21 protein-coding genes and 1 riboswitch are annotated in these 24,109 nt (G+C 37.2%); of the genes, 14 read left to right on the top strand and 7 right to left on the bottom strand.

Annotation, left to right across the window (positions count from 1 at the left end; translation table 11 throughout):
* The first annotated feature begins 66 nt into the window (after window positions 1-66).
* Entirely contained in the window at window positions 67-432 is a 366-nt protein-coding gene (hpf, locus tag ABMA76_RS15180) for a ribosome hibernation-promoting factor, HPF/YfiA family (protein ID WP_021266419.1), read from the top strand.
* Window positions 433-547: 115 nt separating this feature from the next.
* Entirely contained in the window at window positions 548-1,339 is a 792-nt protein-coding gene (locus tag ABMA76_RS15175) for a DUF2608 domain-containing protein (RefSeq protein ID WP_392911211.1), read from the top strand.
* Between the two features lie 130 nt (window positions 1,340-1,469).
* On the opposite strand, the gene ABMA76_RS15170 is transcribed toward ABMA76_RS15175, so the two are convergent.
* A complete protein-coding gene (locus ABMA76_RS15170) occupies window positions 1,470-2,297 on the bottom strand; it encodes a mechanosensitive ion channel domain-containing protein (RefSeq protein ID WP_392911213.1) in 828 nt (275 codons plus the stop codon).
* A 163-nt stretch (window positions 2,298-2,460) separates the two neighbouring features.
* On the opposite strand from ABMA76_RS15170, the gene ABMA76_RS15165 reads away from it, so the two are divergent.
* Together ABMA76_RS15165 and ABMA76_RS15160 are read left to right on the top strand one after the other, a co-directional pair.
* On the top strand, window positions 2,461-4,077 hold the full coding sequence (locus ABMA76_RS15165) for an ABC-F family ATP-binding cassette domain-containing protein (protein WP_392911215.1): 1,617 nt from the start codon (window positions 2,461-2,463) through the stop codon (window positions 4,075-4,077).
* Entirely contained in the window at window positions 4,077-5,219 is a 1,143-nt protein-coding gene (locus tag ABMA76_RS15160) for a cation:proton antiporter (RefSeq protein ID WP_392911217.1), read from the top strand. Before ABMA76_RS15165 ends, ABMA76_RS15160 begins: the two co-directional genes overlap by 1 nt.
* Here ABMA76_RS15160 and ABMA76_RS15155 read toward each other — a convergent pair.
* Window positions 5,216-6,316 carry a porin gene (locus tag ABMA76_RS15155; RefSeq protein ID WP_392911219.1) on the bottom strand — a complete coding sequence of 367 codons (1,101 nt, stop codon included), beginning with the start codon at window positions 6,314-6,316 and terminating at the stop codon, window positions 5,216-5,218. The genes ABMA76_RS15160 and ABMA76_RS15155 overlap by 4 nt on opposite strands.
* Before the next feature lie 84 nt (window positions 6,317-6,400).
* Window positions 6,401-6,871 carry a peptidylprolyl isomerase gene (locus tag ABMA76_RS15150; protein ID WP_392857108.1) on the bottom strand — a complete coding sequence of 157 codons (471 nt, stop codon included), beginning with the start codon at window positions 6,869-6,871 and terminating at the stop codon, window positions 6,401-6,403.
* Window positions 6,872-6,954: 83 nt separating this feature from the next.
* Here ABMA76_RS15150 and ABMA76_RS15145 point away from each other — a divergent pair, with 83 nt between their 5' ends.
* Entirely contained in the window at window positions 6,955-9,108 is a 2,154-nt protein-coding gene (locus ABMA76_RS15145; protein ID WP_392911221.1) for a UvrD-helicase domain-containing protein, read from the top strand.
* A 22-nt stretch (window positions 9,109-9,130) separates the two neighbouring features.
* Window positions 9,131-10,285, top strand: a complete 1,155-nt coding sequence (locus tag ABMA76_RS15140; protein WP_392911223.1) for an MFS transporter — start codon at window positions 9,131-9,133, stop codon at window positions 10,283-10,285.
* Here ABMA76_RS15140 and ABMA76_RS15135 read toward each other — a convergent pair.
* The 3 genes from ABMA76_RS15135 to ABMA76_RS15125 all read right to left on the bottom strand — a co-directional run bounded on the left by ABMA76_RS15135 (window position 10,267) and on the right by ABMA76_RS15125 (window position 13,387).
* Window positions 10,267-12,042, bottom strand: coding sequence for a TonB-dependent receptor plug domain-containing protein (locus tag ABMA76_RS15135; RefSeq protein WP_392911225.1), 1,776 nt, complete (start codon window positions 12,040-12,042; stop codon window positions 10,267-10,269). The two genes, ABMA76_RS15140 and ABMA76_RS15135, sit on opposite strands and share 19 nt — an antisense overlap.
* Window positions 12,034-12,160: riboswitch (cobalamin riboswitch) on the bottom strand. It overlaps the preceding gene by 9 nt.
* A gap of 33 nt (window positions 12,161-12,193) precedes the next feature.
* The gene (locus ABMA76_RS15130) at window positions 12,194-12,700 is read right to left on the bottom strand and encodes a hypothetical protein (RefSeq protein ID WP_392911227.1); all 507 of its coding nucleotides are present in this window, start codon (window positions 12,698-12,700) and stop codon (window positions 12,194-12,196) included.
* Between the two features lie 102 nt (window positions 12,701-12,802).
* A complete protein-coding gene (locus tag ABMA76_RS15125; RefSeq protein WP_392911229.1) occupies window positions 12,803-13,387 on the bottom strand; it encodes a hypothetical protein in 585 nt (194 codons plus the stop codon).
* A gap of 132 nt (window positions 13,388-13,519) precedes the next feature.
* Between ABMA76_RS15125 and ABMA76_RS15120 the strand changes: the two genes are divergently transcribed.
* The 8 genes from ABMA76_RS15120 (at window position 13,520) to ABMA76_RS15085 (ending at window position 23,055) form a co-directional block, all read left to right on the top strand.
* A complete protein-coding gene (locus tag ABMA76_RS15120) occupies window positions 13,520-13,846 on the top strand; it encodes a winged helix-turn-helix domain-containing protein (RefSeq protein WP_392857097.1) in 327 nt (108 codons plus the stop codon).
* 148 nt (window positions 13,847-13,994) lie between these two features.
* A complete protein-coding gene (locus ABMA76_RS15115; RefSeq protein WP_392911231.1) occupies window positions 13,995-14,306 on the top strand; it encodes a winged helix-turn-helix domain-containing protein in 312 nt (103 codons plus the stop codon).
* 85 nt (window positions 14,307-14,391) lie between these two features.
* Window positions 14,392-15,399 carry a putative zinc-binding metallopeptidase gene (locus ABMA76_RS15110; RefSeq protein WP_392911233.1) on the top strand — a complete coding sequence of 336 codons (1,008 nt, stop codon included), beginning with the start codon at window positions 14,392-14,394 and terminating at the stop codon, window positions 15,397-15,399.
* The gene (locus ABMA76_RS15105; RefSeq protein ID WP_392911235.1) at window positions 15,396-16,430 is read left to right on the top strand and encodes an ATP-grasp domain-containing protein; all 1,035 of its coding nucleotides are present in this window, start codon (window positions 15,396-15,398) and stop codon (window positions 16,428-16,430) included. The genes ABMA76_RS15110 and ABMA76_RS15105 overlap by 4 nt, the downstream gene beginning before the upstream one ends.
* Window positions 16,431-16,437: 7 nt before the next feature.
* Window positions 16,438-17,280, top strand: a complete 843-nt coding sequence (locus tag ABMA76_RS15100; RefSeq protein ID WP_392911237.1) for a LysR family transcriptional regulator — start codon at window positions 16,438-16,440, stop codon at window positions 17,278-17,280.
* Between the two features lie 154 nt (window positions 17,281-17,434).
* Complete coding sequence (locus ABMA76_RS15095) at window positions 17,435-18,496, top strand: efflux RND transporter periplasmic adaptor subunit (RefSeq protein ID WP_393062064.1); 1,062 nt, start codon at window positions 17,435-17,437, stop codon at window positions 18,494-18,496.
* 10 nt (window positions 18,497-18,506) lie between these two features.
* A complete protein-coding gene (locus tag ABMA76_RS15090) occupies window positions 18,507-21,662 on the top strand; it encodes an efflux RND transporter permease subunit (RefSeq protein WP_393062062.1) in 3,156 nt (1,051 codons plus the stop codon).
* On the top strand, window positions 21,655-23,055 hold the full coding sequence (locus ABMA76_RS15085; RefSeq protein WP_393062060.1) for an efflux transporter outer membrane subunit: 1,401 nt from the start codon (window positions 21,655-21,657) through the stop codon (window positions 23,053-23,055). Before ABMA76_RS15090 ends, ABMA76_RS15085 begins: the two co-directional genes overlap by 8 nt.
* Here ABMA76_RS15085 and rlmN read toward each other — a convergent pair.
* A complete protein-coding gene (gene rlmN, locus ABMA76_RS15080) occupies window positions 23,033-24,079 on the bottom strand; it encodes a 23S rRNA (adenine(2503)-C(2))-methyltransferase RlmN (protein ID WP_392857081.1) in 1,047 nt (348 codons plus the stop codon). The genes ABMA76_RS15085 and rlmN overlap by 23 nt on opposite strands.
* Window positions 24,080-24,109: the final 30 nt, after the last annotated feature.

Here is a 24,109-nt window from a genome sequence, read left to right as displayed (position 1 = left end):
GATATTTTGGAGAAACTGCCGATAGGTTTATCCAAGATACTATACACATAGAGGAGAACGTATTTTATGAAAGTAACAGTAAGTTTTAGACACCTTGAGCATACGCCAGCACTTGATGAGAGAATCCAAGAGAAATCAGCTAAAATTGCCAAGTACCTTGATGGAAATCTTCATCTGAAATGGAGTTGCGAAGTAAGGGATGGTCGCGAGCATTACGCTGAGGTCGAAGTAATTGGACCTAAGTTTGACTATCATGCAAAAGCTCACTCTGATAGCCTATATAAGACCATTGATCTTGTTGTTGCTAAGATTGAAAAGCAGGTACAGAAGAAGAAAGAGAAGATGCTTAATAAGAAGAAGATGCCACATAAAGATATGGAAATCCTCGATCCAAACGATGCGTGGATGGACTACGACGATATGGCGTCTTAATCACTTAATATAAACATACTTTCTGTATATAAAGTCACGTAAAGCCTTCCGTCATGGAAGGCTTTTATTTTGCCTCCGATACTGGTATGCTTGCTGGTCAAGAAAAGGAGACAAGATGAAGTTATTTATTTCAATTCTGATCACATTCAGTGCACTTTCATATCAAGAGATCTCTTCCCATACGAATTTCTACAAGAAGATAGTTGAGTATACGAAGAAGAATAAACTTAAAACAAGCGATGTCCTTGTTGTTTACGATATTGATAACACTCTTCTAAGATTCAAAACGAGTTTTGGGAGTGACCAATGGTATGGTTGGCAGAATGATCAAATAAAGAAAGGCTGTCCTGTTCACTGTATTGCTAAGTCAGTTAGTGGACTCTTAGATTATTCTTATAAGGCAACTTTTATTTCTGACATGATTCTAGTTGAAAAAGAAATTCCAAGACTAATTGAAAAGCTACAAGAGTCTGGCTACGGCGTTGCTTCAATTACTTCAAGAGGCCCTGTTAATTATCCTGCAACAATTCGCGAGCTTAATAAGAGTGGTATTGATTTAAAGAAGGCCAATGCTCCAAGACTTCCATTTATTACGAAGCTCTACGGGAGAGAAGTTCGTTATGCGGATGGTGTTTTTATGACTTCTGGGCTTAACAAAGGGCAAATGCTAAATCATTTAATTAATCGTCCTGGTCTTGAAAAAAAATACAAAGCAGTCTTCTTCTTAGATGATCGCCTAAAGCATATGAAAAGTATGGATAAGGAATTTAAGAGTAAGAAACTTCCTGTTTTTGCATTCCGTTTAACAACGACTGATGCCATTGTGAAAGAGTTTAATGAGTCAGATAAGAAACTTGAGATTCGCATTGGTGAAGAGTTTAAAGAATTAATTAAAAATCTTAATTAAAATATAAAAGCCTTCGTAATGAAGGCTTTTTTGTATCTTTTTCCATCAGAAGACTTGATTGAAAAGAAGCCAAACTTGAAAATGACACCCTTTTCATTTCACATTGTATTGTTCGTTTGATACCAGATACTTACTTATAGAATTCACGTAAGAAATCTTTAAGAATTTTCTGTTCCACGGAACCTTTTGTCCTTGCTGGAGCGGTAATTCGCACATTTAGCTCGATTTCGTCTTTACTTGTAAAATTGATTTGGACACGAGGCTTAAGAATTGGTGTCTCAAGGTGTGACTTCGTAAAGAGCTTATTTAGAACAACCTGTGCCTGTTCAAAGTATTCCGAACAATAGAACTCTGATCTTTCAAGTAAGATTTTTTCCGCCTTTTCCCAGTCACAATCTGGAGAAAGGATTACTTTGAATGTATGGAGTACGAAACTCTTTAGAAAGGATTCATTGGTCACTCGATTTGTTAAAAAGATCGAATTCGGAATGATAATCGAGCGTCCAGTGTAATTATGGGATGTCTTATTTGGCCCAACTTCCAAAAGTGTCGTTGTGAAAAGATCGCGATCAATAACACTTCCACGCTTTTCTTCGATTTCAATGGTATCTCCAATAATAAATCCACCTGAGAATGTTTTATAAATACCGCCCATGATATTCAGTGATAACTCTTTAGTAATTAGAACGATAGCAACCATTAGCGCCGCAAGAGAGAAGGCGAGGTTTCTTAGCTCCGTTGAATAGATATAGAGGGTAATAAAAACGAAGATAATCGTTAATGAAATATTTGTATTAACGACGTAGCGTCTTTTGGTTTCAATATTAATACTGCTTGTCTTCTTTAAAATGAAAGAAAAGATATGATTTGTTAAATAAAACAAAATCAGCACAAATATTACATATACCGATTTCTTAATATCACCCTGTGTGTCGACGAATATATTATCTAAAGTCATAGCGAAATTATAAGGCCAAATAGCTGATTTCCAAACGATTAAATGCGTTAAAAATGTCGAATATTAAAGACAGATTTAGAAGTGCCATGCTAGACTGAACTAATTCGTATATTCAGATTAAATAGCTAAGTAAATATAAAACGTTGAGTGGGATTTATCACATATGTTAAATGTTTCCAATATTTCTAAAATTCAAAGTAGTGAAACCCTATATAGTGGTGGAACCTTTCAAATAAATCCAGGTGAGAAAGTTGGGCTTGTTGGTCCAAACGGTGCAGGAAAAACAACTCTATTTCGTATGATTATTGGTGAAGAGAAGCCTGATGAGGGACAAGTCTCTTTTCCTGATAAACTTCGTTGGGCCTACTTCTCTCAAAAAGTCGGGGAGATGGCAGGTCAGACTGCTAAGGAAGTTGTTATGTCTGGTGACGTAAAGATTTCTGAACTTGGGGCCAAGCTTAAAGAGTATGAAGAAAAGCTAGTGGACTGCGCTAATATGAGTGACGACGAGATGAATGACGTCCTAATGAAAATGGGAGATGTTCAGTCAGAGTTTGAAAAGCGTGGTGGATACGATTTAGAAACAAGAGCAGAAGAAGTTCTAACTGGTCTAGGGATTATGCCAGCTGATCACAATAAGATGATCGAAGACTTCTCTGGTGGATGGAAGATGCGTATTGCTCTTGCCCGTGTTCTTGTTATCAATCCTGAGCTTATTTTAATGGATGAGCCTACCAACTATCTTGATATGGAATCTATCCTATGGCTTGAGGAGTGGTTAAAGAACTTCAAAGGTGGGATCTTTATGACGACCCACGACCGTGATTTCATGAATAATGTTTGTAATAAGATTGTTGAAATCGCCCATAAAAGAATCACGACTTACACAGGTAACTATGAATTCTACGAAAAAGAAAGAGACCTTCGTCGTGAACAATTAATTGCTCAAGCTTCTCGCCAAGCTGATATGCTAGCAAAAGAAGAAGAGTTCATTGCAAAATTTAAGGCACGTGCTTCTCACGCTGCTCAAGTTCAATCACGTGTAAAAAAACTTGAAAAGATTGACCGTATTGAAGTTCCTGCTGAAGAAGAAACAATTAACTTCCAATTCCCAACGCCACCAAGGGGTGGGGATGATGTTGTTATCATCAAAGACCTTTCAAAATCATGGCCACTGTCTGATGGAAGTGCACATGAAGTTTTTCATGGCCTATCAACAACAGTAAAGAGAACAAATAAAATTGCTGTTGTCGGTGTAAATGGAGCAGGTAAATCAACACTTTTAAAGTGTATTACGGCCCATACTGAGCCAACGAGCGGAACAGTTGCCATTGGCCCTAGTATTAAGATTGGCTACTTTTCTCAGTACTCACTTGAGGTTCTAAATCCTGAAGCGAGTGTATTTGATGAAGTTAGAAAAGATCTTCCAACAGCAAGTGATGGATATATTAGAAACCTACTTGCGGCCTTCTTATTTAGAGGTCAGGATGTTGATAAAAAAGTTAAGTACTTATCTGGTGGAGAGAAGTCTCGACTTGTTATGGCCGTACTACTTTCACAAAATAATAATTTCTTAGTTCTAGATGAGCCGACAAACCACCTTGATATTAAATCGAGAGAAGTTCTTCTAGATGCACTAAAGAGATATGAGGGAACCGTGATGTTTGTATCCCACGATAGACACTTTCTAAGTGAATTAGCTGAAAATGTTTATGAAGTGGATAAGGGGGAAGTTCGCATCTTCCCCGGTTCATACGTTGAATACATGGAGAGACAATAATGATTCATTTGCAAAATACGGAAGTGCAATACCTACTACTATTTACAATTCTTCTAATCCTGCCAAAGCTATTACTTCGCTTTCAAATTCCTATCGGTATTTCTTCTATCTTCTTAGGAATTGGAGCAGGGCTTGGTCTTGGATGGTTTCAAGGAGATGACTTTCTTCTGATGCTTTCTCGCTTAGGTATTACATCATTATTTCTCTTTGCTGGTTTCGAAGTAGAATATGCTGAACTAAAACAAAATTGGAAAGAATTACTTCTTGGTGTAACTCAGATGATGTCCATTACACTAATTGTTGCCTTCGGTATTCACTTTTTCTTTTCAATTAGTTTTCGTGCTGCAACTCTAATTGCTCTAGGTATTATGACTCCCTCAACAGGTTTTATATTAAACTCACTTAAAAATTATGGCTTTAGTGAAAGGCAAGAGTATTGGATTCGTTCAAAAGCAATCTCTAAAGAAATTTCTGCTATTTTACTTCTATTTATTACTCTTCAGTCGGAGAGTTTAGCAAACCTTGGGAGCTCAACTTTAGTTTTAGTAGCACTTTGTGTCCTTTTACCACTTGCATATAAATTATTTTTTAAATATATCGCTCCATATTCTAAAGACTCAGAAGTTGGCTTCTTAATTCTTACTGCCCTAATTTGTGGGGTGATCACAAAGAAGATTGGAACATATTATCTTGTTGGGGCCTTTATCGTTGGTTTTATTGCTACTGAGTTTAAGCACTTTGGTAAGTCTGAAAAGTCAGAAGAAATCTTAAAGAACTTACAGATGTTCTTTTCATTCTTTATCCCATTTTACTTCTTTAAGGCCGGTGTAGGCTTTACTGAAGATCTGTTCACACTGGAAGGACTATATATTGGATTGGCCTTCTTGGGGATCTTCATTCCATTAAGAATCTTTAATACATATTCGAATATGAAATTCTTTATGCAGGATTTCTGGCCAGATCGTAAGGAGATTACGGTTTCACTTCTGCCAACTCTTATTTTTGGTTTAGTTATGGCCCAAATTGCTAAGGAGCGCTTTGAAGTTCCATTAGAGATTATTTCAGGTCTGGTTATTTACACTCTTGTTTCGAGTGTTATTCCGGCCTTCATATTCAAAAAAGTACCACCAGAAAACTATTAGAAATACATGGTTGCGCCTAAAATGAACTGATGGTTCTTTGGGCGCATTCCATTTGCTTCCACGCTATCATCTAAAACAAATTCCATTCCTAATTGATAAAGACCGTTAGTGAAAATATAAGAACCAAGTATCTTAGACATCTCATAATCATCGAGTCCTTTTTCATCCGAAATTTGCCAATTATAACCAAACATAACTTGGTGATATAGATTAAAGCGCCAACCAAGAATGGCCTCGATATTTTCAGAAGTAACAAATCTTCCATCAATGAGTTCAAGATCTTTAGTATCACCGTAAATTGCCGCAAGAAAGAGATGATCAAAATAGTATTGAGTACCAGCAGTTACCGACAGCTTAGCATGTTCAATTCCATTATTATTTGAATTGAGATTTATGGCAGCGAGACCAATTTTAAAATTCTTTTTGATATAGCGAAGAGAAGCAGCAATCGAGTGCTCAAGGGTAAGGATAGCATCGTCAATACCATCTCCATCAGAGTCATAGTCAGCGGTTTCATCACCAGTAAATTTTGTCTGTGCACCAAAGTGAAAGTCACCAAGTTTGTAGCGGGCCTCTAAGAGATCGACGCCGCGTGATGTCCCAATGACTTCACTGTTGGCCGTGTAGGTAGAGGAGGCGAAGGCTCCCGTAACCATAAAAATGTCAGTCATTTCTGTAACGTCATACCAGACAGACCAGTTCTTCCCAAGAGTTGCATTAAAATCTCCTCTCTCTATCCAAAGATAAGCAAGCCTCGTTGAGAAGGGCCGGTCGCTAGTATTGTCTACTTGAAATCGTCCCGTTGTGTTCGGGATACTCTGTATATTTTGGCTCGTATTGCTGGTATTGATTCCAAACTCAGCACGAAGACCAGTGGTGAACTTCTCGAGTAGGTCATCTCTCTTATATTTAAACCCAAATCGAGAAGAGTTATTATTTAATGACTGAGCTCCGGCTTGGCCAATGGCCGCCATTGAAATTTTTCCGTATAGCTCAAAATTATCACCGAGGTTCTTTGCTGAAATTGAATTAGAATAAAGAAATGAACTCGCACATAGAGAAGACGCGAGAGACTTTCTTAAATTTAAACCCCACATAGATCCTCACTCAAATCAATAATCGATAAATTAATTTTAGTAAGGATCTATGCGATCTTTTAACTTAAGAAAGGTAAAGATTGATTAGTGACCACATCCACCTTGTCCATGAGCGTGACCATGGGCAACTTCTGTTTCAGTCGCTTCTCTTACTTCAGTGATTTCGATATCAAAGTTTAGATCTTCACCTGCAAGAGGGTGGTTACCATCTAAAGTAACTTCATCGCCTTCAATTGCAATAACTGCAAATGGAGGAAGACCTTGATCTTGGTTAACTTGAAATACGTCACCGATATTTAATTGTGCATCTTCTGGAAATTGTGAGCGTTGAACAGTGATTACTAATTCATCATTTTTGTTACCGTATGCGTCAGCAGCTGGTACATTGATAACTTTCTTATCACCAATATTCATTGCGACGATCTCTTTTTCTAGACCTGGAATGATTTGACCAACACCTTCTAAGAAAACTAGTGGGCCATGTTCAGCAGAATTGTCTAAAACTTCGTTCTTTGAGTTCGTTAATGTGTAGTGAAATCCGATAACTTTTGGCATAATAGGGCCCTCTAATTGTTGATTATTAATATAGTAAATAAAGTTCAACACTAACAAGCTAGATGATTAAAGGCAAATAAAGAATGAGTGAATTAGTAAATCAAAAATATATTCAAAAAATTAATGATTTCCTTACGCAAACCGTTGATTTAATTGATAGAGTCCCAGATTTGAATGCTGCAGCATTGGCCGATATTGCAGAGAATATAAAGGCCCTGAGAGACGAGTCTCTTAACTGTAAAGAAGATGATCTTCCTGGAATTATCCAGCAGATGAACCTTCTAAACCAACTTGCTGATCGCTATGAGCAACACCAAAGTTTACCAAATATTGAATCTCCATTCTTTGGCCATTTTAAAATTAAACAAAATGGAAAGCTTAAGGATTTTCTTATTGGTCATACGCCTTTCTCACATAAAGAATTAAAATTTAAAATCATCGATTGGAAGAAGTCTCCTATGGCACGTATCTTTTACCAGTACGGAGAAGGAGATGATTTTGATTTCGATTTAGATGATCGAATTATTGAAGGTCATATTCTAGAGAAATCAATTCTAACTGTTAGAGAAAAACAACTGGTTAGAATTGACCGAGAAGGAAACACTAATGTTCTTAGAGAAAATGAGTGGATCTCACTTAATGAGTCAGCTCAAAAACTAGCTGGTGGTGAAGGAAGTGCTAACCAGGGCCTTGGCAGTGGCCGTACTGGATTTGATGGCCCTGAAGTAATCTCTCTTCTTGATAAGACTCAGTATGACCTTGTTAATCAAAGTGCTAAGAAGCCTCTGCTTATCACAGGAGGAGCTGGTTCTGGTAAGACGACAGTTGCTCTTTATCGAATTGCAAAACTTTGTCGTGAAGATGGGATTCGCCAAGAAGAGGTCATGGTTATCGTGCCAAATAATGGTCTTGTGAAATTATCAAAGAAGCTATTAGTTGAATCAAAACTTGAGAAAGTACGAGTTTCAACACTTGATGATCTAATTAAAAAGATTGTCTTTCAAAATATGCGCTCAGTTCCTAAAAAGATTGAGGATAACCCACTTGATTCAATTGCAACAATTAAGAGAAATCCTAAACTTCTAGAGTTAGTGGATGAATATCTAGCTGCAAAAGAATTGAGTATTGAGAAGAAACTTAAGGGAACTGATCTTGAGTTTTTTACAAAGAATCGCACTCGTCCTCTATATGTACGTGTGAAGAATCTTTATGAAAATACACGTGATCCACTTTTAAAAGTTGAAGTGAAAAAAATCTTAAATGGCTTCAAGAATGTAAGAGAAGAGCTTCTAAATATCTTCTCTGATGCGAAGCTTATGGAGAAGTTGCCTGAGATGACAAATCGTATGGTAACGACTCACATGTTAAATGACTTAAAATTCTATACAGCAAAACAAATTCAAGGCCTAGATAAAGACTCTGATTACGCCAATCATGGACAAGACCTTTCAGGATTTGTGGATAAGTATGATCTCCCATTATTTAATTATTTGATTGTTAAGCAATTTGGTCACCTGAAGTACTTTGGCCGTGAGTTTAAGTCTTATCGCCATATCTTCCTGGATGAGGCCCAAGAGTTGTCGAAGTCAGAACTTGTGATGTTAGGACAAATTAAACATCAAGATGGAAACTTCACAATTGCAGGGGATAGTGTTCAACAGATTGATAGCACATTTGAGTTCACTTCATGGCATGACGTTTGTCATACACTTGAACTTGATGTGGATGATATGCAAGTTGAAGAACTTAATGTTTCGTACCGTTCTCCAAAAGAAATTGTTTCTTTTGCTCATAAGGTTCTTGGACCTCTGGCGCCAAAAGAACTTCCTGAATCGAAGAGAGATGGTGGACCAATTATTGAAACTTCTGTTCAACATCTTGAGCATGCTTCGATGCTAATTAGTAGTGCACTAGTTGAACTTATGAATCGTGAGCCTAAAGCATCAATTGCAATCATCTGTTCGAAAGAGAGTATTGCAAGAGAACTTTATTCTGAGATTGAAGAAGTGGGAAGTATTAGACTTGTTCTTGATGAGAATTTTTCTCTAAGGCCAGGTGTTGATGTGACAACTGTTGAGCAAATTAGAGGTCTTGAATTTGATTACGTAATTATTCCAGACTGTGATAAGGATCTTTATCCTGCAAATAATACAGCAAGAAAGAGGCTTCACCTTGCTGCGACAAGAGCAATTCACCAGCTTTGGATTCTATTCAAAGATAAGACACTTATTGCTTAATTTGAATTAGAAGGAAGTTGATTTGAAAAATTTTGGTTATGTCTCGCTCGGATATCTGTCACTTGTGGCGTTAAGTCTTATTGATAATGGACGCGGAAGTATCTACCCTGAGCTATTGCAATATTTTCAAATCAGACCTGATAAGGGATCGTTAATCTTTTCCTTAATGTCGATTACTTCTTTTATTGCTTACCTGACAACGTCTTTTTGGCTGCCAAGCTTTGGCCCTGTTAGGGCAACTCGCATGGCCATGGTCATGATGGGAATAGGGACTTTTGGAATTGGACTTGGTGGAGACTTTCTCAACTTTGACTTGAGTTTATTCTTTGGAGCTTGGGCCGGATTTGGCTTTGGGATTACTGGAATAACAATGAATTTCATGGTTGATAATGGAGCACCATCCGAGCATAAAAGGCGCTATTTATCTGGACTTCATGGTGTCTACGGAGTGGCCTCATTGATGGCCCCCCAAATTCTTTCTCTATTTTATTTTTTAAACTCAGATTGGATTCAATTTTTTAAATTCTTACTAATTCCATGTGCTTTGGTTTTTATCTACTCTTTCTTCGTGGATGATACACACCATGAAGAAATAAAAGAAAATCATGGATCAATGCCAAATGCTTTCTTAATGAATCTTATGATTGGCCTATTTGCAGGATTCTATGTCGCATCTGAAATCATGCTTTCGTCGCGATTAAAGTTCTATCTGGTAGAGGCCCATGAGTACTCAGATATTATCGCTAATAATTACCTATCTTACTTCTTTCTATTTTTAATGTTGGGGAGGTTAGGGTTTGCCTTCTTAAATATCAAATTATCATCGAATCGTTTGATTTACATTTCACTGGTATCTAGCCTTATTTGTTTTAGCTTAGGGCGAGTTCATCATATATTCTATCCGATGACCGCTTTATTTATGTCTTTTTGTTTCCCTGTTATCGTTGATTGGGTTTCAAATAACTTTCCAAAGAAGAACCATGTCGTTCTTGCTCAAACCATGAGTTATATCGGTGTAAGTATCGCAATTATGCACTTTATATTTGGTGCCATTGCAGATAACTATGGTGCAAAGAATGCGATTAACTTCTTCTATATTTTAAATATTGGATCAATAATTTTCTTTACCATCGCAATTGCAATGGTAAAGAAATATCATCAAAAATCGAGCTTGTAGCCTAGGAAGTAACTACGGGCCATTGTCCCGTAGTAGCGAATATTCTCATAATCCTTATCGAGAATATTTATTATTTTGAAATTAAAGTTTTGATATTCGTAGTTGATGTTTCCAATCACATAGGAAGGCATGCTTCCAAAGTCCTCTCGTTTTCCTACGTATTGCCACCAATTTGTAATTCTTTGATTATCATTAATTCGATAGCCGAACTCAAGATTTGCCAGTGCTTCTGGCGTTCTAGCAAGATCAGAGTCAGTTATTTTATTTGTGGCCTTCTGAATCGTTATTGATGTTGCAAGACTAAATGAGTTTTGAAATTCTTTGTTGAAATTAAATTCGATTCCTTGAATTTGTGATTTTGCAATATTTAAGTAACCCATCTTAATCGTATCGTAATCAATTTGATTTCTAAGGTCATAGTTGAATATCGTAAGTTCTGCTTGATAAGTAATTTTCTTATACGAGAGAGTTAGTTCACTATTGATACTGTCTGTTGGATCAAGCATTTCAAGTTGATTAGCTATTTGATAGAGCGTCGGAAGTTTGTATCCACTTGATAAATGACCTTTAAGAGATAACTCTCTTGTGAAGTTATAACCAAGACCAAAGCTTGCAATAGTATTTAGATCAAATGTAGAAAATTTGTCGAAGCGAAGTCCTAAATCTGAAAACCAATCATTATATGCATAATTGAATGTCGTATAGATTGAGAATAACTCACTATAGTTACCAAGAGTAAGATCATCTTGCTTAAGGTATTGAGCACCATAGAAAGAATTTAAGCTCTTTGAAAATTCATAAGTTGCATCGAGTTTAATATCTGTTTCTTCTCCGCGAAATAGAGGAGTGAAGCCTTGAGGGTCTTCTCTCCTAATTGTTGAGTACCTGATACTAGGAATAAGGGTAAACCTTTCATCTGAACTATTATAGTTAAGACTGAGGAAATTATTGTACTGATTGTACTTATTTAGATCGTTATCAGCGACATCAATTGGATTAAATGGAGGTACAAAATTGAATCCATCAATTTCAATTTCTGAGTCGATAAATTGAGCTTGGTAGTTTAACTCAAGTTGGTTATTAATGAGGTAGCTTGTATTTAAAGAGAAGCTAAGATTCTTATAAGAGTCATCTTCAGCATTTGTTAGCCTGTCTTCATTGACTGAAGAGTATCCATCAGAACGTAGGTAAGAAAAGTTGAATCCGTAATTTAACCTTTCCATATGTCCGCTGGTTTGGGCCGTAATCTTTGCTGTATTATAACTACCGTACTCAGCACCAACTCTTGAGCTCTTAATACCTTTTTTCGTATTAATTTTTAAAACACCTGCAATTGCATTAGAGCCGTACAGAATTGACTGACTACCTTTTAGTATCTCTATACTTTCAATATTATCCAAGTTGATATGGTTAATTTGGTATGAGTTATTGATATCTGTTGGATCTGTAAGCTCGATATTATCAATGAGAACCTTCGAAAAGCCTGTCGGTAAACCACGAAGTCGTAAACTTGAAGCAGCTCCAATTTGGCCTGTCTGTCCGATAAAAATGCTGGCCTTACTTTGTAGTAGCTCCTGTAATGTCGTGGCATCTGTATCTTCAATCTCTTCACGAGTAATAACAGTGATGGCACTAGTTACACGTTCTGAGCTCGTTTCAAGCTTTGTGGCCTTAATGGATATTTGTGCAATTGAAGTTAATGGTAGAAATGCTGTGGCGTAATAAAATAATGTTTTTATGATCTTCCTCCGAGACATAAGAAATATTGAAGGGCTCGGACTCTTACCGTTGCGGGACAGTCTCTGAATTTCACAGAGTTCACCTTTTGTACTGTATGTATTAGAGAAGATAGTTACAAGAAGCCCATTATCTGTCAATAAACAGATAATAGGCCGAGTTTAATTGATATCAAATATTGTGATAGTACTGTGAATCGACAACACTCTTATACACCTTAGGGTCTTTCTCCTTTAAATCTGAGAGAATTATCATATCAGGTGCATCGAGATCATTTGTATGGGTGTGTATCTGATATTTAAAGAGCCAATTAAATAATTTTCGATGCTCGCGGTAAACCATAAACTCACATACAATAAGGATAATTGGTGCAATAAGATACGAGTTACAAAGAAAGAGCTCAAAGAATAGAATATTAATAACCAGTGGAGCAGTTATTACGGCCGTCAGTGGAACGAATAGATTAAGTAAGAACATCGTTCCAAGTACAATTTCAAGAGCTTTGATCATGTAGTATAGATAACCTGTATCCTGAAGGGAATTAATAAAGGACAAAGCTTCTGGTGTGAACTGAGATTCCGTGAGCAGGCCTAGTCCCGGGGTGACGCCTGCCAAGAGTAAGGTCGCACCCATGAGAATTCGCGCACCTACAAATAAGAATTTCTTTTTATTCTTCATACAACCTCCAAATATGATCACTACTGATTATATTGTCGAAGGGGCAAGCAAGTATGGAGCTAATGTTAAAGAAACCTCAAAGTTCACGTTGATGCTATAGCATCAGACATTTCTTATTTTACAGATAAAATGGTTATCCTTTTGCACAATGATATTTTTTGAAAATGGAATTCGAATTCGCATAAGGGGATCAAAGATAACAAATGTATCAATATCCATCTCATCAAACTTTATATCAATATCCTTAAGTTCTTTGCCAAGAAAGCGTTGATGGTCTTCACGGTCAACACTTGTAAGTATCGCTCGGTTGTTTTGGTCTTCGAGAAGCTTTGTATACGATGTGCCCATTAAAGGTGTCTTAATTTTGGTATTAGAGAGAATCGATTGCTTTGCAAAATCTTCATTTCTTTGACCACTGTGGAACTCGTAACCTTGTTCACTTAGCTTACTTATGACCTTTTTACTCATTTCATCGTTATACAGCCTAACAAGTTTTATTCCCATATACCTGGCCTGGAGGGAAATGATCTCTTCAGGTATTCCTGTATAACCAACTTCGTTACCCTCTTTTGAAAGTAGAGTAATGAGAACGATTTCACTCTTTGGGTTACCATCTTTAATTAAATGTTTTAAGCAACTTAGAGAGCTTAAGCCTCCACTCCAAAAGAGTGCCTTCTTATTTTTCATGAATAACTCTTATCTTTTGATTAATAATAATTAATAACTGAATATTCTTTACGTGTCTTTTTTTACCTCAAAAACATGGACTTGTTCAATGGAATAAACTTCTCTCAAGTATAGCTTTAGAGGAGAATAATTATGCACGCTTTTGATAATGACAAGGCCCAAGTAGAAAAGCAGCTAAGCTTTCGAAACTTATCTCTCGATCCAGAAAAGCGAGTCGCATTTGTTGATGAGCGCAAGGTCGAATTAACCAAGACAGAGTATAAAATTCTCTACTTTTTGCTAAATGGTGGAAAAAGGATCTACCCACGCGAGCAACTAGTTGAATATATTTGGGGAGATGTTGAAGTGGCAAATAAAACTGTCAATACTCACCTGACTCATCTAAGACATAAAACAAAAGGCGTTGATTTTAGAATACGTATTAATCGCAATAATCAGATTTGTTTGCACGACCTCTAAAGAAAAAAGCGTCAAATAACCGTAATTGTTAGCCTAAATAAACTTATTTTTGTTAGCGGCGATAAGATTCGTAACTTATTGATTTTACATCTTGAGAAATATCTAACTTCCACTTAATCTAGTTTATTAAGGGGGAGGAGAGAAGAAAATGTCATTTGTTTTTCAAAATGAGTGGATTGGATTTCGTAATTTGCGAATCAACACCAGCACGAAGGCGGTTTTTGTCAATGAAGAGGAAGTTTCATTAACAAAGACGGAATTTAAAGTTCTAAACTTTTTAATTTCTAGTCAAAAACGTATCTACACTCTTGAGGAGTTAGTTCTAGGGACGTGGGGCCCAGTTGTCGTCACAAATAAGACTATCAATACGCATTTATCCCATATTCGTGCAAAAATTAAAGGTGTTGATTTCAAGATCAAAATCAACCGTAATGGCCAAGTTTGTATTAACGACTTATGAGTTGATAAATAATTCATAGGTCCTCATTATCTCTTTAATTTCTTCCGGTTAGGGCTATAATCGGCCCTACCTTGAAGAGATTGATATGATTAAATTGAATTTAGAACATGCGTGTCGCGATGACATTCTCAATGCTCAATTATGGGAGCTGGATATTTGCTTTGAAAGAAGTAAATTTGCTCCTTGTCTTGAACAACTAGAACGTGAGCTAGACGCTAAGAAACTACTTGTCAGGCCAAAAGTCTGGTTAAGTGATGAGTGGTTTTGTCCCGAAGCAATTTCTGGAATTGCTATTCCATTCTCTTTAATGCATCCAAAACTAATTGAGCTAGAAAAAGAATTCACTGGAGTTTGTGAGGGTGAAGGCCGTGACTGGTTTATGAAACTCATGAGACATGAGTGCGGCCACGTTATGGATAATGCTTATTTTTTAAAAGACGAAAAGAGTCGTAAAACCATATTTGGTGATCACGATAAATCTTATCCTTCTTCATATGGGGCAAAGAAATTTTCTAAAAAGTATGTTTATCATCTAGAAGATAACTATGCGCAGGCGCATCCAGAAGAAGATTTTGCTGAGACATTTTCTGTGTGGCTTACACCACGTTCTAATTGGAAGCGTGTTTATGAAAATTGGCCAGCACTTAAAAAATTGAAGTATGTTGATCACTTGATGAAATCATTAAGTAATAAGAAGCCTAATGTTATTTGTTACAAAGAAATTGATAGCATTGATGAAAGTGAATTAACTGTAAGAGAGTATTTACTCCAAAAAAGAAGAAAGCTTCGTAAAAGTTCGCAGGCACGTCGAAGTATCCAACATATTCAACAATATCTTAGTCAGAATGAGACTACCGGTGTTGAACTCGATAAGATTATAGGTAGCTTAAGAAAGGATCTGGTGAGGGATATCTCCTTGATGACAAAAGAATATCAATATAAAATAGAATCTGTTGTAAATGATCTGGAAAATATTTCTAATAAGAAGAAACTTATGATTTCAGAAAAGTGCGGCCCTCAAATTATTCATGAGATTGTTTTATCACATGCTAATAAATATTTTAAGGAGGGGCGTGACAGGATAGTCATGTGAGCCAAAAATTAAGAAGCAATAAAAGAAAGAAAAAGGTCTTAGTACTTGTTCACTCGGATCTCATCCCACCTGAAAATATTTCTAAAGAAGATAAGCAAAAAGAAGAATTTGAGTTTAAGCCGTGGATAACGGAATACAATGTTATATCAACACTTGATAGCCTTGGTCATGAGGTTAAAGTCGTAGGTGTTTATTCAGACCTTCTACCATTAAGAGAGGCCATCGATGAATTCAGGCCCCATATTGTTTTTAATCTTTTAGAAGAATTTGATGGTAAGGTTCTTTTAGATCAAAATGTTGTCTCGTATTTAGAGTTACTAAAAGTTAAGTATACTGGAGCCAACCCTCGAGGGCTTATGATTGCAAGAGATAAGGCCCTAGCAAAAAAACTGCTTTCTTATCACCGAATTAAAACTCCAGGCTTTCAGGTTTTTACAAGTCGTTCTAAGGCCAAGGTGACAAAGATATCAAAGAAATTGAAATTTCCACTTATTGTAAAATGTCTTTATCAAGATGCTTCTTTGGGAATCAGTTCTGCTTCAATCGTTAAAACACCAGAAAAGGCAATCGAAAGAATTATTTATCTTATGGATAAGTACGATGAAGATGTAATCGTTGAAGAATTTATTGAAGGACGTGAATTCTTTGTTGGAGTTATGGGAGTAAAGAGGTTGAAGGTCCTCCCTGTTTTGGAACTTTCTTTTAATAATATAGATAATCCTCTCGCTCAGCTCTATTCTGAAAAAGCAAAGTGGAGCATGAAGTACCGTCAAGAAAAAGGGATCGAAACAGGCCGGGCATTAATTACAAAAGAGTTGGAAGATAAAATTATAAAAATATGTAAAAGAGCTTATAAGGTTTTAGAGCTAACAGGATATGCTCGTCTTGATTTAAGAGTTTGTCCTGAGGGAGAGCCTTATATTATTGAGGCCAATCCAAATCCCAACGTTGCCTGTAAAGATGAGTTTGCGATGGCCGCAAAGTTAGCTGGTATGGATTATAAGAAACTAATTAGTGAAATTATAAAGTAGGTGTGAGATGTCATTGAAATTAGATGATTTAAGAAATTTTATCGTAGTTTCAGAATTAAAGAATGTAACTCGAGCTTCTGAGCAGCTAGGCTTAACTCAGCCAGCTCTAAGTTATTCGATAAAGCGACTAGAGGAAGAACTTGGTGCGCCTGTTTTTATTCGTCTAAAAAGTGGTATCGAACATACAAAGTTTGGAGAAGAGTTTCATCATCGTGCCAATAAGCTTTTGCAAGACTGGCAAGATGCTAAAAATATCTTTAACCAAGAAGGCGGGGATATTGTTGGAGAGTTTAAAATTGGTATACATCCTTCAGTTGCAATTTACTCCCTTCCTAATATTCTTCCATTGATTTATGAGAAGTTTCCACGTCTGAATTTTAATCTCATACATGACTCTTCTCGTGTGATTGCTGGCAAGGTGATCAATTTTGAAGTGGATTTTGGAATAGTGGTTAATCCTATCAAGCACCCTGATTTAATTATTAATGAAATGGGAATAGATGAAGTTAAGTTATTTGAATCGGCCCGCCCAAAGAGAAAAAATGATAAATTAATATACAACCCTCAATTGGCACAAAGTCAGGACTTATTGAGGAAGTTAAAAGATAACTCAATCTTCGTTGACGGACATATTGAAAGTGATAATTTAGAAGTTATTGCAAAGCTGACACACGAGGGAGTTGGGATTGGCCTTCTTCCAAGCCGAGTGGCCTCTAATTATAAGAATCTAGTTCCTATAAGTAATTCTCCGATTGTTAAGGATCAAATCTCTCTGGTTTATCGTGTCGAGAAGAAGAATTCTTTATTAGTTAAGGATATTTTAGAGATTGTAAAAGACTCTTTGATCTAATTAAGAATTTCTTATCCAGATCTCTCTTAACATAAAGTCATAGATAATCGATAGGCTCATTTGAAACCAAAAGAGGTATTAAGTGATCAAATCGAATTTAATTTTATTAGTCCTTTCATTCTTGATTATTCTAATCTCTTGTCAAAAAGATAGAGTGATTTTTTCACCTCCAACTGTTGAAGTTTATCTCGTTAAGCCTGAAACAGTATCTCTCTATAATACTTTTGTCGGACAAGTTTATGGAGAGAAGGATATTGTTATTCGCGCTCGTATTGAGGGATATATTAGATCCATAAAGTTTCGTGAAGGTATGTTCGTCGATAAAGATCAGCTTCTTTATGAAATTGAGTCAGATAGTTATCAAGCCGCTGTTCAGGAGCAAATGGGACGAGTTGCAAAGGCCCAAAGCCAAGTCGTTAAAACAAGAAATGACCTTCGAAGAATTCGACCTCTAACACAGCAGAATGCTGTGGCAAGATCCGATTTGGATGCTGCAATTGCAAGCTACAATGCTGCGAAATCAGCACTAAAAGCCGAAGAAGCTAATCTCGAATCAGTTAAGGTTCGTCTTGGATACACTAAAGTTTATTCTCCAATTAAAGGTGTTATTGGTAAAACTCGTTATAAAGTAGGAGATCTGGTTGGAAGCAACTCAAATAATAGTGATCTAAATACTGTTTCGTCTCTTGAAAATGTACGTGTTGAATTTTTTATTTCTGAAAATACTTATCTGGATGTAATTCATCTTAGACGAGATAAGGCCAGTGCACAGAGTACGAGAAATATTGAATTATCACTTATCCTAGCAAATGGTGTTGAGTATCCTCATAAAGGTAAAATCGATTTTCTTGATCGTAATGTGGACCCTTCAACTGGAACAATTCTTATTCAATCAACATTTCCAAACCCTGAGGGAATCTTAAGGCCCGGTCTATTTGCTACCGTACGCGCAAAAGTAGCAACGTCAGATGAAGCAATTCTTGTTCCACAAAGGTGTGTAACGGAGTTACAGGGAATCTATCAAGTTGCTGTCGTGGATAAGAAAAATAAAGTTCAAATTAAAAATGTAACTGTTGGACGAAAAATAAATGGTTTTTGGATCATCGTAAATGGGCTCGATGAGGGGGATACCATTGTTTATGAAGGACTCCAAAAGGTAAGAGACGGAATGCTTGTTGCTCCTATGCAGGCATCTGTTAAATTTAAGCAAAATTAGGATAGACCTTATGAATCATCATGATGATAAAAAGCATATCTTCTTTGTTAGGCGACCAATTTTTGCATTTGTCATCTCTCTCTTTACCCTCATTCTTGGTGGAATCTCTATTCTTGACTTGGCCACTGAACAATACCCAAATATCACACCTCCTGTGGTCTCTGTCACGACGGCCTACACTGGTGCAAATGCAATGAATATGGAAAGTTCTGTTGCTTCGCCATTAGAACAGGAAATTAACGGTGTTGATAATATGCTATATATGAAATCCACTAATGCAAATGATGGAACGATTAATATTTCAACATCATTTGAAGTTGGATCTGATCCAGATATGAATACAGTTTTTACCCAAAATCGCGTTGCTTCTGCTACGGCCAAACTTCCCGAAGAAGTAAAGAGGCTAGGGGTGAATACTAGAAAGTCTCTTCCAACGATGCTCATGTTTATCACGCTTACAAGTGAGAATAATCGTTATTCCCGAGAGTTTCTTTCAAATTATGGAATTCTCAACATCAAAGATGTCTTAGCAAGGCTTAAGGGAATCGGTAGGGTTGATATGCTCGGCTCTAGTGATTATTCGATGCGATTTTGGATAAGACCTGAGTTACTTGCAAAGTACGGCCTCACTGTTCCAGAGATTTTAAATGCTGTTAGAGAGCAAAATGTGATTGTTCCCGGAGGAAAATTTGGTGCTGAGCCAGCTCCGAAAGGAACCGACTTTACCTATAGTGTAAAGATGCAAGATCGATTACAGACCCCAGAAGAGTTTGGAGAAATTGTTGTTCGCACAAATGAGAATGGATCACAGGTTTTTTTAAGTGATGTGGCCCGTATTGAATTGGGGGTCGAAAATTATGAAGCATTCGCTCGTGTCAATGCTGACCCATCTGCTCTTGTGGCGATTTATCAGGCCCCTGGCGCCAATGGTGTTGAATTAGCTAACGACGTGAAAAAGACGATTCATGAATTAAGCAAGAAGTTTCCTCCTGGGATGTCCTATCAAGTTTCATATGATTCAACTCTACCGATTACGGCGGGTATTAAAGAAATTGTCATTACTTTAGTTGTCGCTCTTCTTCTTGTTATCTTTGTCGTCTTTATTTTTATTCAAGACTGGCGTGCATCCTTGATCCCGACGATTGCGATACCGATATCTCTTATTGGGGCTTTTATCTTCTTTCCTTTTTTAGGGTTTTCAATAAATACTTTGTCACTATTGGGCCTGGTTTTGGCCATTGGAATTGTTGTCGATGACGCCATTGTTGTGGTTGAAGCTGTACAAGTAAATATTGAAAATGGAATGGACGTGAAGACAGCAACGACTGAGGCCATAAGAAAAGTAACTGGTGCGGTTATTGCCACAACCCTTGTTCTTGTGGCCGTCTTTGTTCCTGTTGCTGGAATGGCCGGTATTACTGGATTATTATATCAGCAATTTGCAATCACAATCGCTGTCTCTGTTTGTATTTCCTCTGTTAATGCCTTGACTTTGTCACCTGCTCTTTGTGTTCTTTTATTAAAAGAGAAAAAGGAGTACTCAGGTATTCTGGGCGGTTTTTTTCATCTTTTTAATAAGGCATTTGATCGCTCATCAAAAAGTTATATGAACTTAACTGAAGTCTTTGCACGAAGAACAAAGAGGGGATTCTTATTTATCTTGATTCTTACTGGCTGTATCGCAGTTATTGGGAAGTACCTACCGGCGGGCTTTATTCCAGTTGAAGATATGGGCTACTACTTTATCAATGTTCAACTTCCAGAGGCGTCCTCACTGCAAAGAACCGATGCAGTGGTTTCAAAAGTTGAAGACACTTTGATGAAATTTGAAGAAATCCAATTTGTGACCTCTGTTGTGGGCTTCTCTATTTTATCCGGTGCAAAGTCAACTAATTCAGCTTTTGTTATTGCCCAACTAAAAGACTGGAGTGAGCGAAGCGTGGATCTGAATATGGCCGTTAGAAAAGCAAATGGAGTCTTCTTTACAAAGTTTCCACAAGCTCAAATCTTTGCCCTTAGTCCTCCTGCTATTCCTGGCCTTGGTAACGGTTCGGGTTTCACCTTCATGCTTCAAGACCGCTTAGGGACATCTGTTGAAAAGTTATATTCAAATGCCCAAAAGCTTATTGCCGCTGCTAATAAGAGACCAGAATTATCACAGGTCTTTACGACATTTAAGGCATCTGTTCCACAGAAATTAATTGAAATTAATCGTGAAAAGGCACTGAAAATGGGGATTCGCTTAAATGATATCTATGTGACTCTTTCGGCCTTTCTAGGTGGCTCTTATGTTAATGACTTCAATCGATTTGGTAAATTGTATAAGGCCTATATCCAGGCCGAGCCACAATATCGTCTCGATGGATCAAAACTTTCAACTTTCTATGTCGTCAATAGGAGTGGAGACAAAATCCCTCTCTCTTCAATCGTGACAGTTAAAGAAAGCAGTGGCCCAGATTATATCACTCGCTACAATTTATACCGCTCGATCGAAATCACTGGTAGTCCTGCTGCTGGTTACTCTTCGGCCCAAGCTCTTAAGGTTATGGAGGAAGTTGCACGCCAAACACTAGATGAAGGGATGGGCTATGAGTGGTCAAATATGTCCTTTCAAGAAAAGAGATCACAAGGCTCAGGTGCAATTGTATTTGTTTTTGCTCTGATTTTTGTCTACCTCATTTTGTCTGCCCAATATGAAAGCTGGTCTCTACCTCTTAGTATTCTACTAGGCACACCTTTTGCGATTTTTGGAGCAATGCTCTTTGTTTATCTGGCCCGTCTTTTTAGCAATACCTACGAAAATAATGTCTTTATGCAAGTATCCCTCGTTATGCTTATAGCAATGGCCGCAAAGAATGCAATTCTCATTGTTGAATTTGCTAATATCAATTTTAGAGAAGAAGGGATGAGCTTATTTGATTCAGCAATGGATTCGGCCAAACAGCGTTTAAGGCCAATTCTTATGACGGCCGTCTCTTTCATCTTAGGGGTTCTACCTCTGGTCTTTGCTACCGGGACAGGTTCGGAATCTCGAAAAGTAATGGGAATGTCTCTGTTAGGAGGTATGACTATTGCTACTGTTATTGGAATCTTCCTCTATCCCATGCTCTTCGTCTTTATTGGCAAGTTATTTGGTTATGAGAAGAAGGAGAAGGATAGTGAATAGAATATCTCTTTCTTTATTCTTACTAGTTTTATTTGGTTGCGCTGTTGGCCCTGAGTATAAACGTCCTGATATGCCTGCTCCCTCTAAGTATCGCTATGACAATAACAAGAAAGATATTCAAATGAATGAACAGTGGTGGGAGGTCTTTAATGATAAACAATTGTCAAAATTAGTCGCTATTGGATTAAAGCAAAATTTAGATATTAAGATTGCATTGGCCAGAATAGAAGAAGCGGCAGCTTTTTATGGATTTAAAAAGAAGGATTTATATCCTTTATTCAATTATCAAGGTAATTTCCAAAAGGGCAATTATTCTCAAGGTGCAGTATTTCCAGACTCTGTTGAGTCATCATTTCTTACTGCTTCCGTTCAGTGGGAAATCGATTTTTGGGGAAAGCTTAGAAATGCTAACGAAGCGGCCCGTGGCCAGCTACTTTCCACTACGTATGCTTATGACTCAGTTCGACTACAAGTAAGTGCTGCAATTGCTACAGCATACTTTCAATTATTAAAGAATAAGGTTTCTTTAAAAATAGCTAAGGCAACAGTCGATACAAGGGAAGAGTCCTATCGAATTGTTAAGGCACGATTCTACAATGGAACTGTTTCTAAGTTTGACTTAAATCAGGCCCAGGCACAATTATCTTTTGCAAAAGCATCAGTCCCTCGATTTGAAAGGGCGATTATTGCCAGTGAAAATCTTATTCGTATTCTACTAGGCCATAATCCAGGTAAGCTTAAGATAAAAGTAACCCAAGACATAACACAGGCGATGATGGTGCCTGATATTCCTATCGGAATCCCCTCTGATGTACTTAGAAGAAGGCCAGACGTTGCCCAGGCCGAAGCAAGTCTTAGGGCCCAAAATGCAGAAATAGGAGTGGCCGAGGCCAATCTCTTTCCAACAATTAGCTTAACAGGTGTTGCTGGAAATTCAGATAGTAGCTTTAATCCTTTTAGCGGTGAATTTATATGGAACCTAGGAGCGAATTTAGTTGGGCCTCTGTTTCAGTGGGGACGAAATCTTGATTTGATTGATGTGGAAAAAGCACAGTACAAACAATTACTCTATTCTTATAAACAAATAGTTCTAGGGGCATTTCGAGATGTCGAAGATTCTCTTGTTGCAGTTAATACGATTAATCGTGAATCCATTAACTTCAGAGAGCAGGTATTGGCCCTTAGGGAAGCTAAGAAGATTTCTTTAAATCGTTATAATAATGGTGTGACTAGTTTCCTTGAGGTACTTGACAGTGAAAGAGCGCTTTTTGAAAGTGAACTTAATTATATAAGTATAAAGCAAGATAATCTCATCGCTTATGTAAATCTCTATAAGGCACTCGGAGGAGGCTGGGAGCTTAAAGAAGAAACTACTTCTGAGAAGGCAAATTAAGTTTTTCGTATTGTGTTTTTAATTGGCCACAAGCTGCTAAGATATCATCACCTTTTGTCTCTCTAACGGTACAAGTAAGTCCTGCTGCTTGTAGAGATCTTTGAAACCATTCAATATGTTCATCGCTTGGGCGCTTAAACTTACTTTCTGGGTATTCATTAAAAGGAATAATATTAATCTTTGATTCCTTCTTAGGAAGGTTTTCAATAAGCCCATCAATATCTTCTTGAGTATCATTAAGGTCTTTTATTAAGAGATACTCATACATAATTCGTCGAGAATTCTTAACTGGAATTGATCTTAGGGCCTCAAGAAGGTCATCAACTTGGTAGCGCTTATTAATTGGCATCAGCTCCGAGCGTAGATTATTTCTAATAGCATGAAGAGAGATGGCCACATTGACGTCAGGTAACTCTTCCCATTGCTTGATCTTTGGGACAAGTCCTGAAGTGGAAATCGTAACCTTGTGCTTACTAAGAGCGATTCCAAGTGGGTCTGTTAAAAGGTAGCAGGCCTTCTTAACATTTTCAAAGTTATGAAGGGGTTCACCTTGACCCATAAAGACGATATTTGAAATCTGATACTTCGGATCGACATTCTCTTGCATCCACTTAGAGACAGTTAGGTACTGTCCGACGATTTCTGATGTTTCTAGGTGTCTTGTTAGTCCCTGTGTGGCCGTATGACAAAAAGTACAACCAATGGCACAGCCGACTTGTGAGGAAATACACAGAGTCGATCTTAGGCGCTTATCATTCTCGCTTTCAATAAGTACGGCCTCAATTGAGTTCTTATCATCTAAACCAAGGAGAAATTTTCGCGTACCATCTTTGGAAAGGCCCTGCCAAAGAATCTTAAGTAGCGATAAGTCATATTCCTTTGCCTTTTCTCTGACAACACGTGGGGCATTCTCCCAAGTGTCAGGATTAAAATTTAACTTTTTATAGACCCACTTTCCCATGATTTTTGCTTCATCATATGGGAAACTTTCTAAAGTTAAATTATATAGGCTTGTTTTTGTCATAATGCATAATTATCTGATTGCGTTGTGGCA

Origin of the sequence: Halobacteriovorax sp. ZH5_bin.2, from assembly GCF_043196375.1 — a bacterium.
GTDB lineage: Bacteria > Bdellovibrionota > Bacteriovoracia > Bacteriovoracales > Bacteriovoracaceae > Halobacteriovorax_A.
Note: the sequence above shows the minus strand (reverse complement) of the source record. Positions and strands in the feature narration are given on the sequence as shown.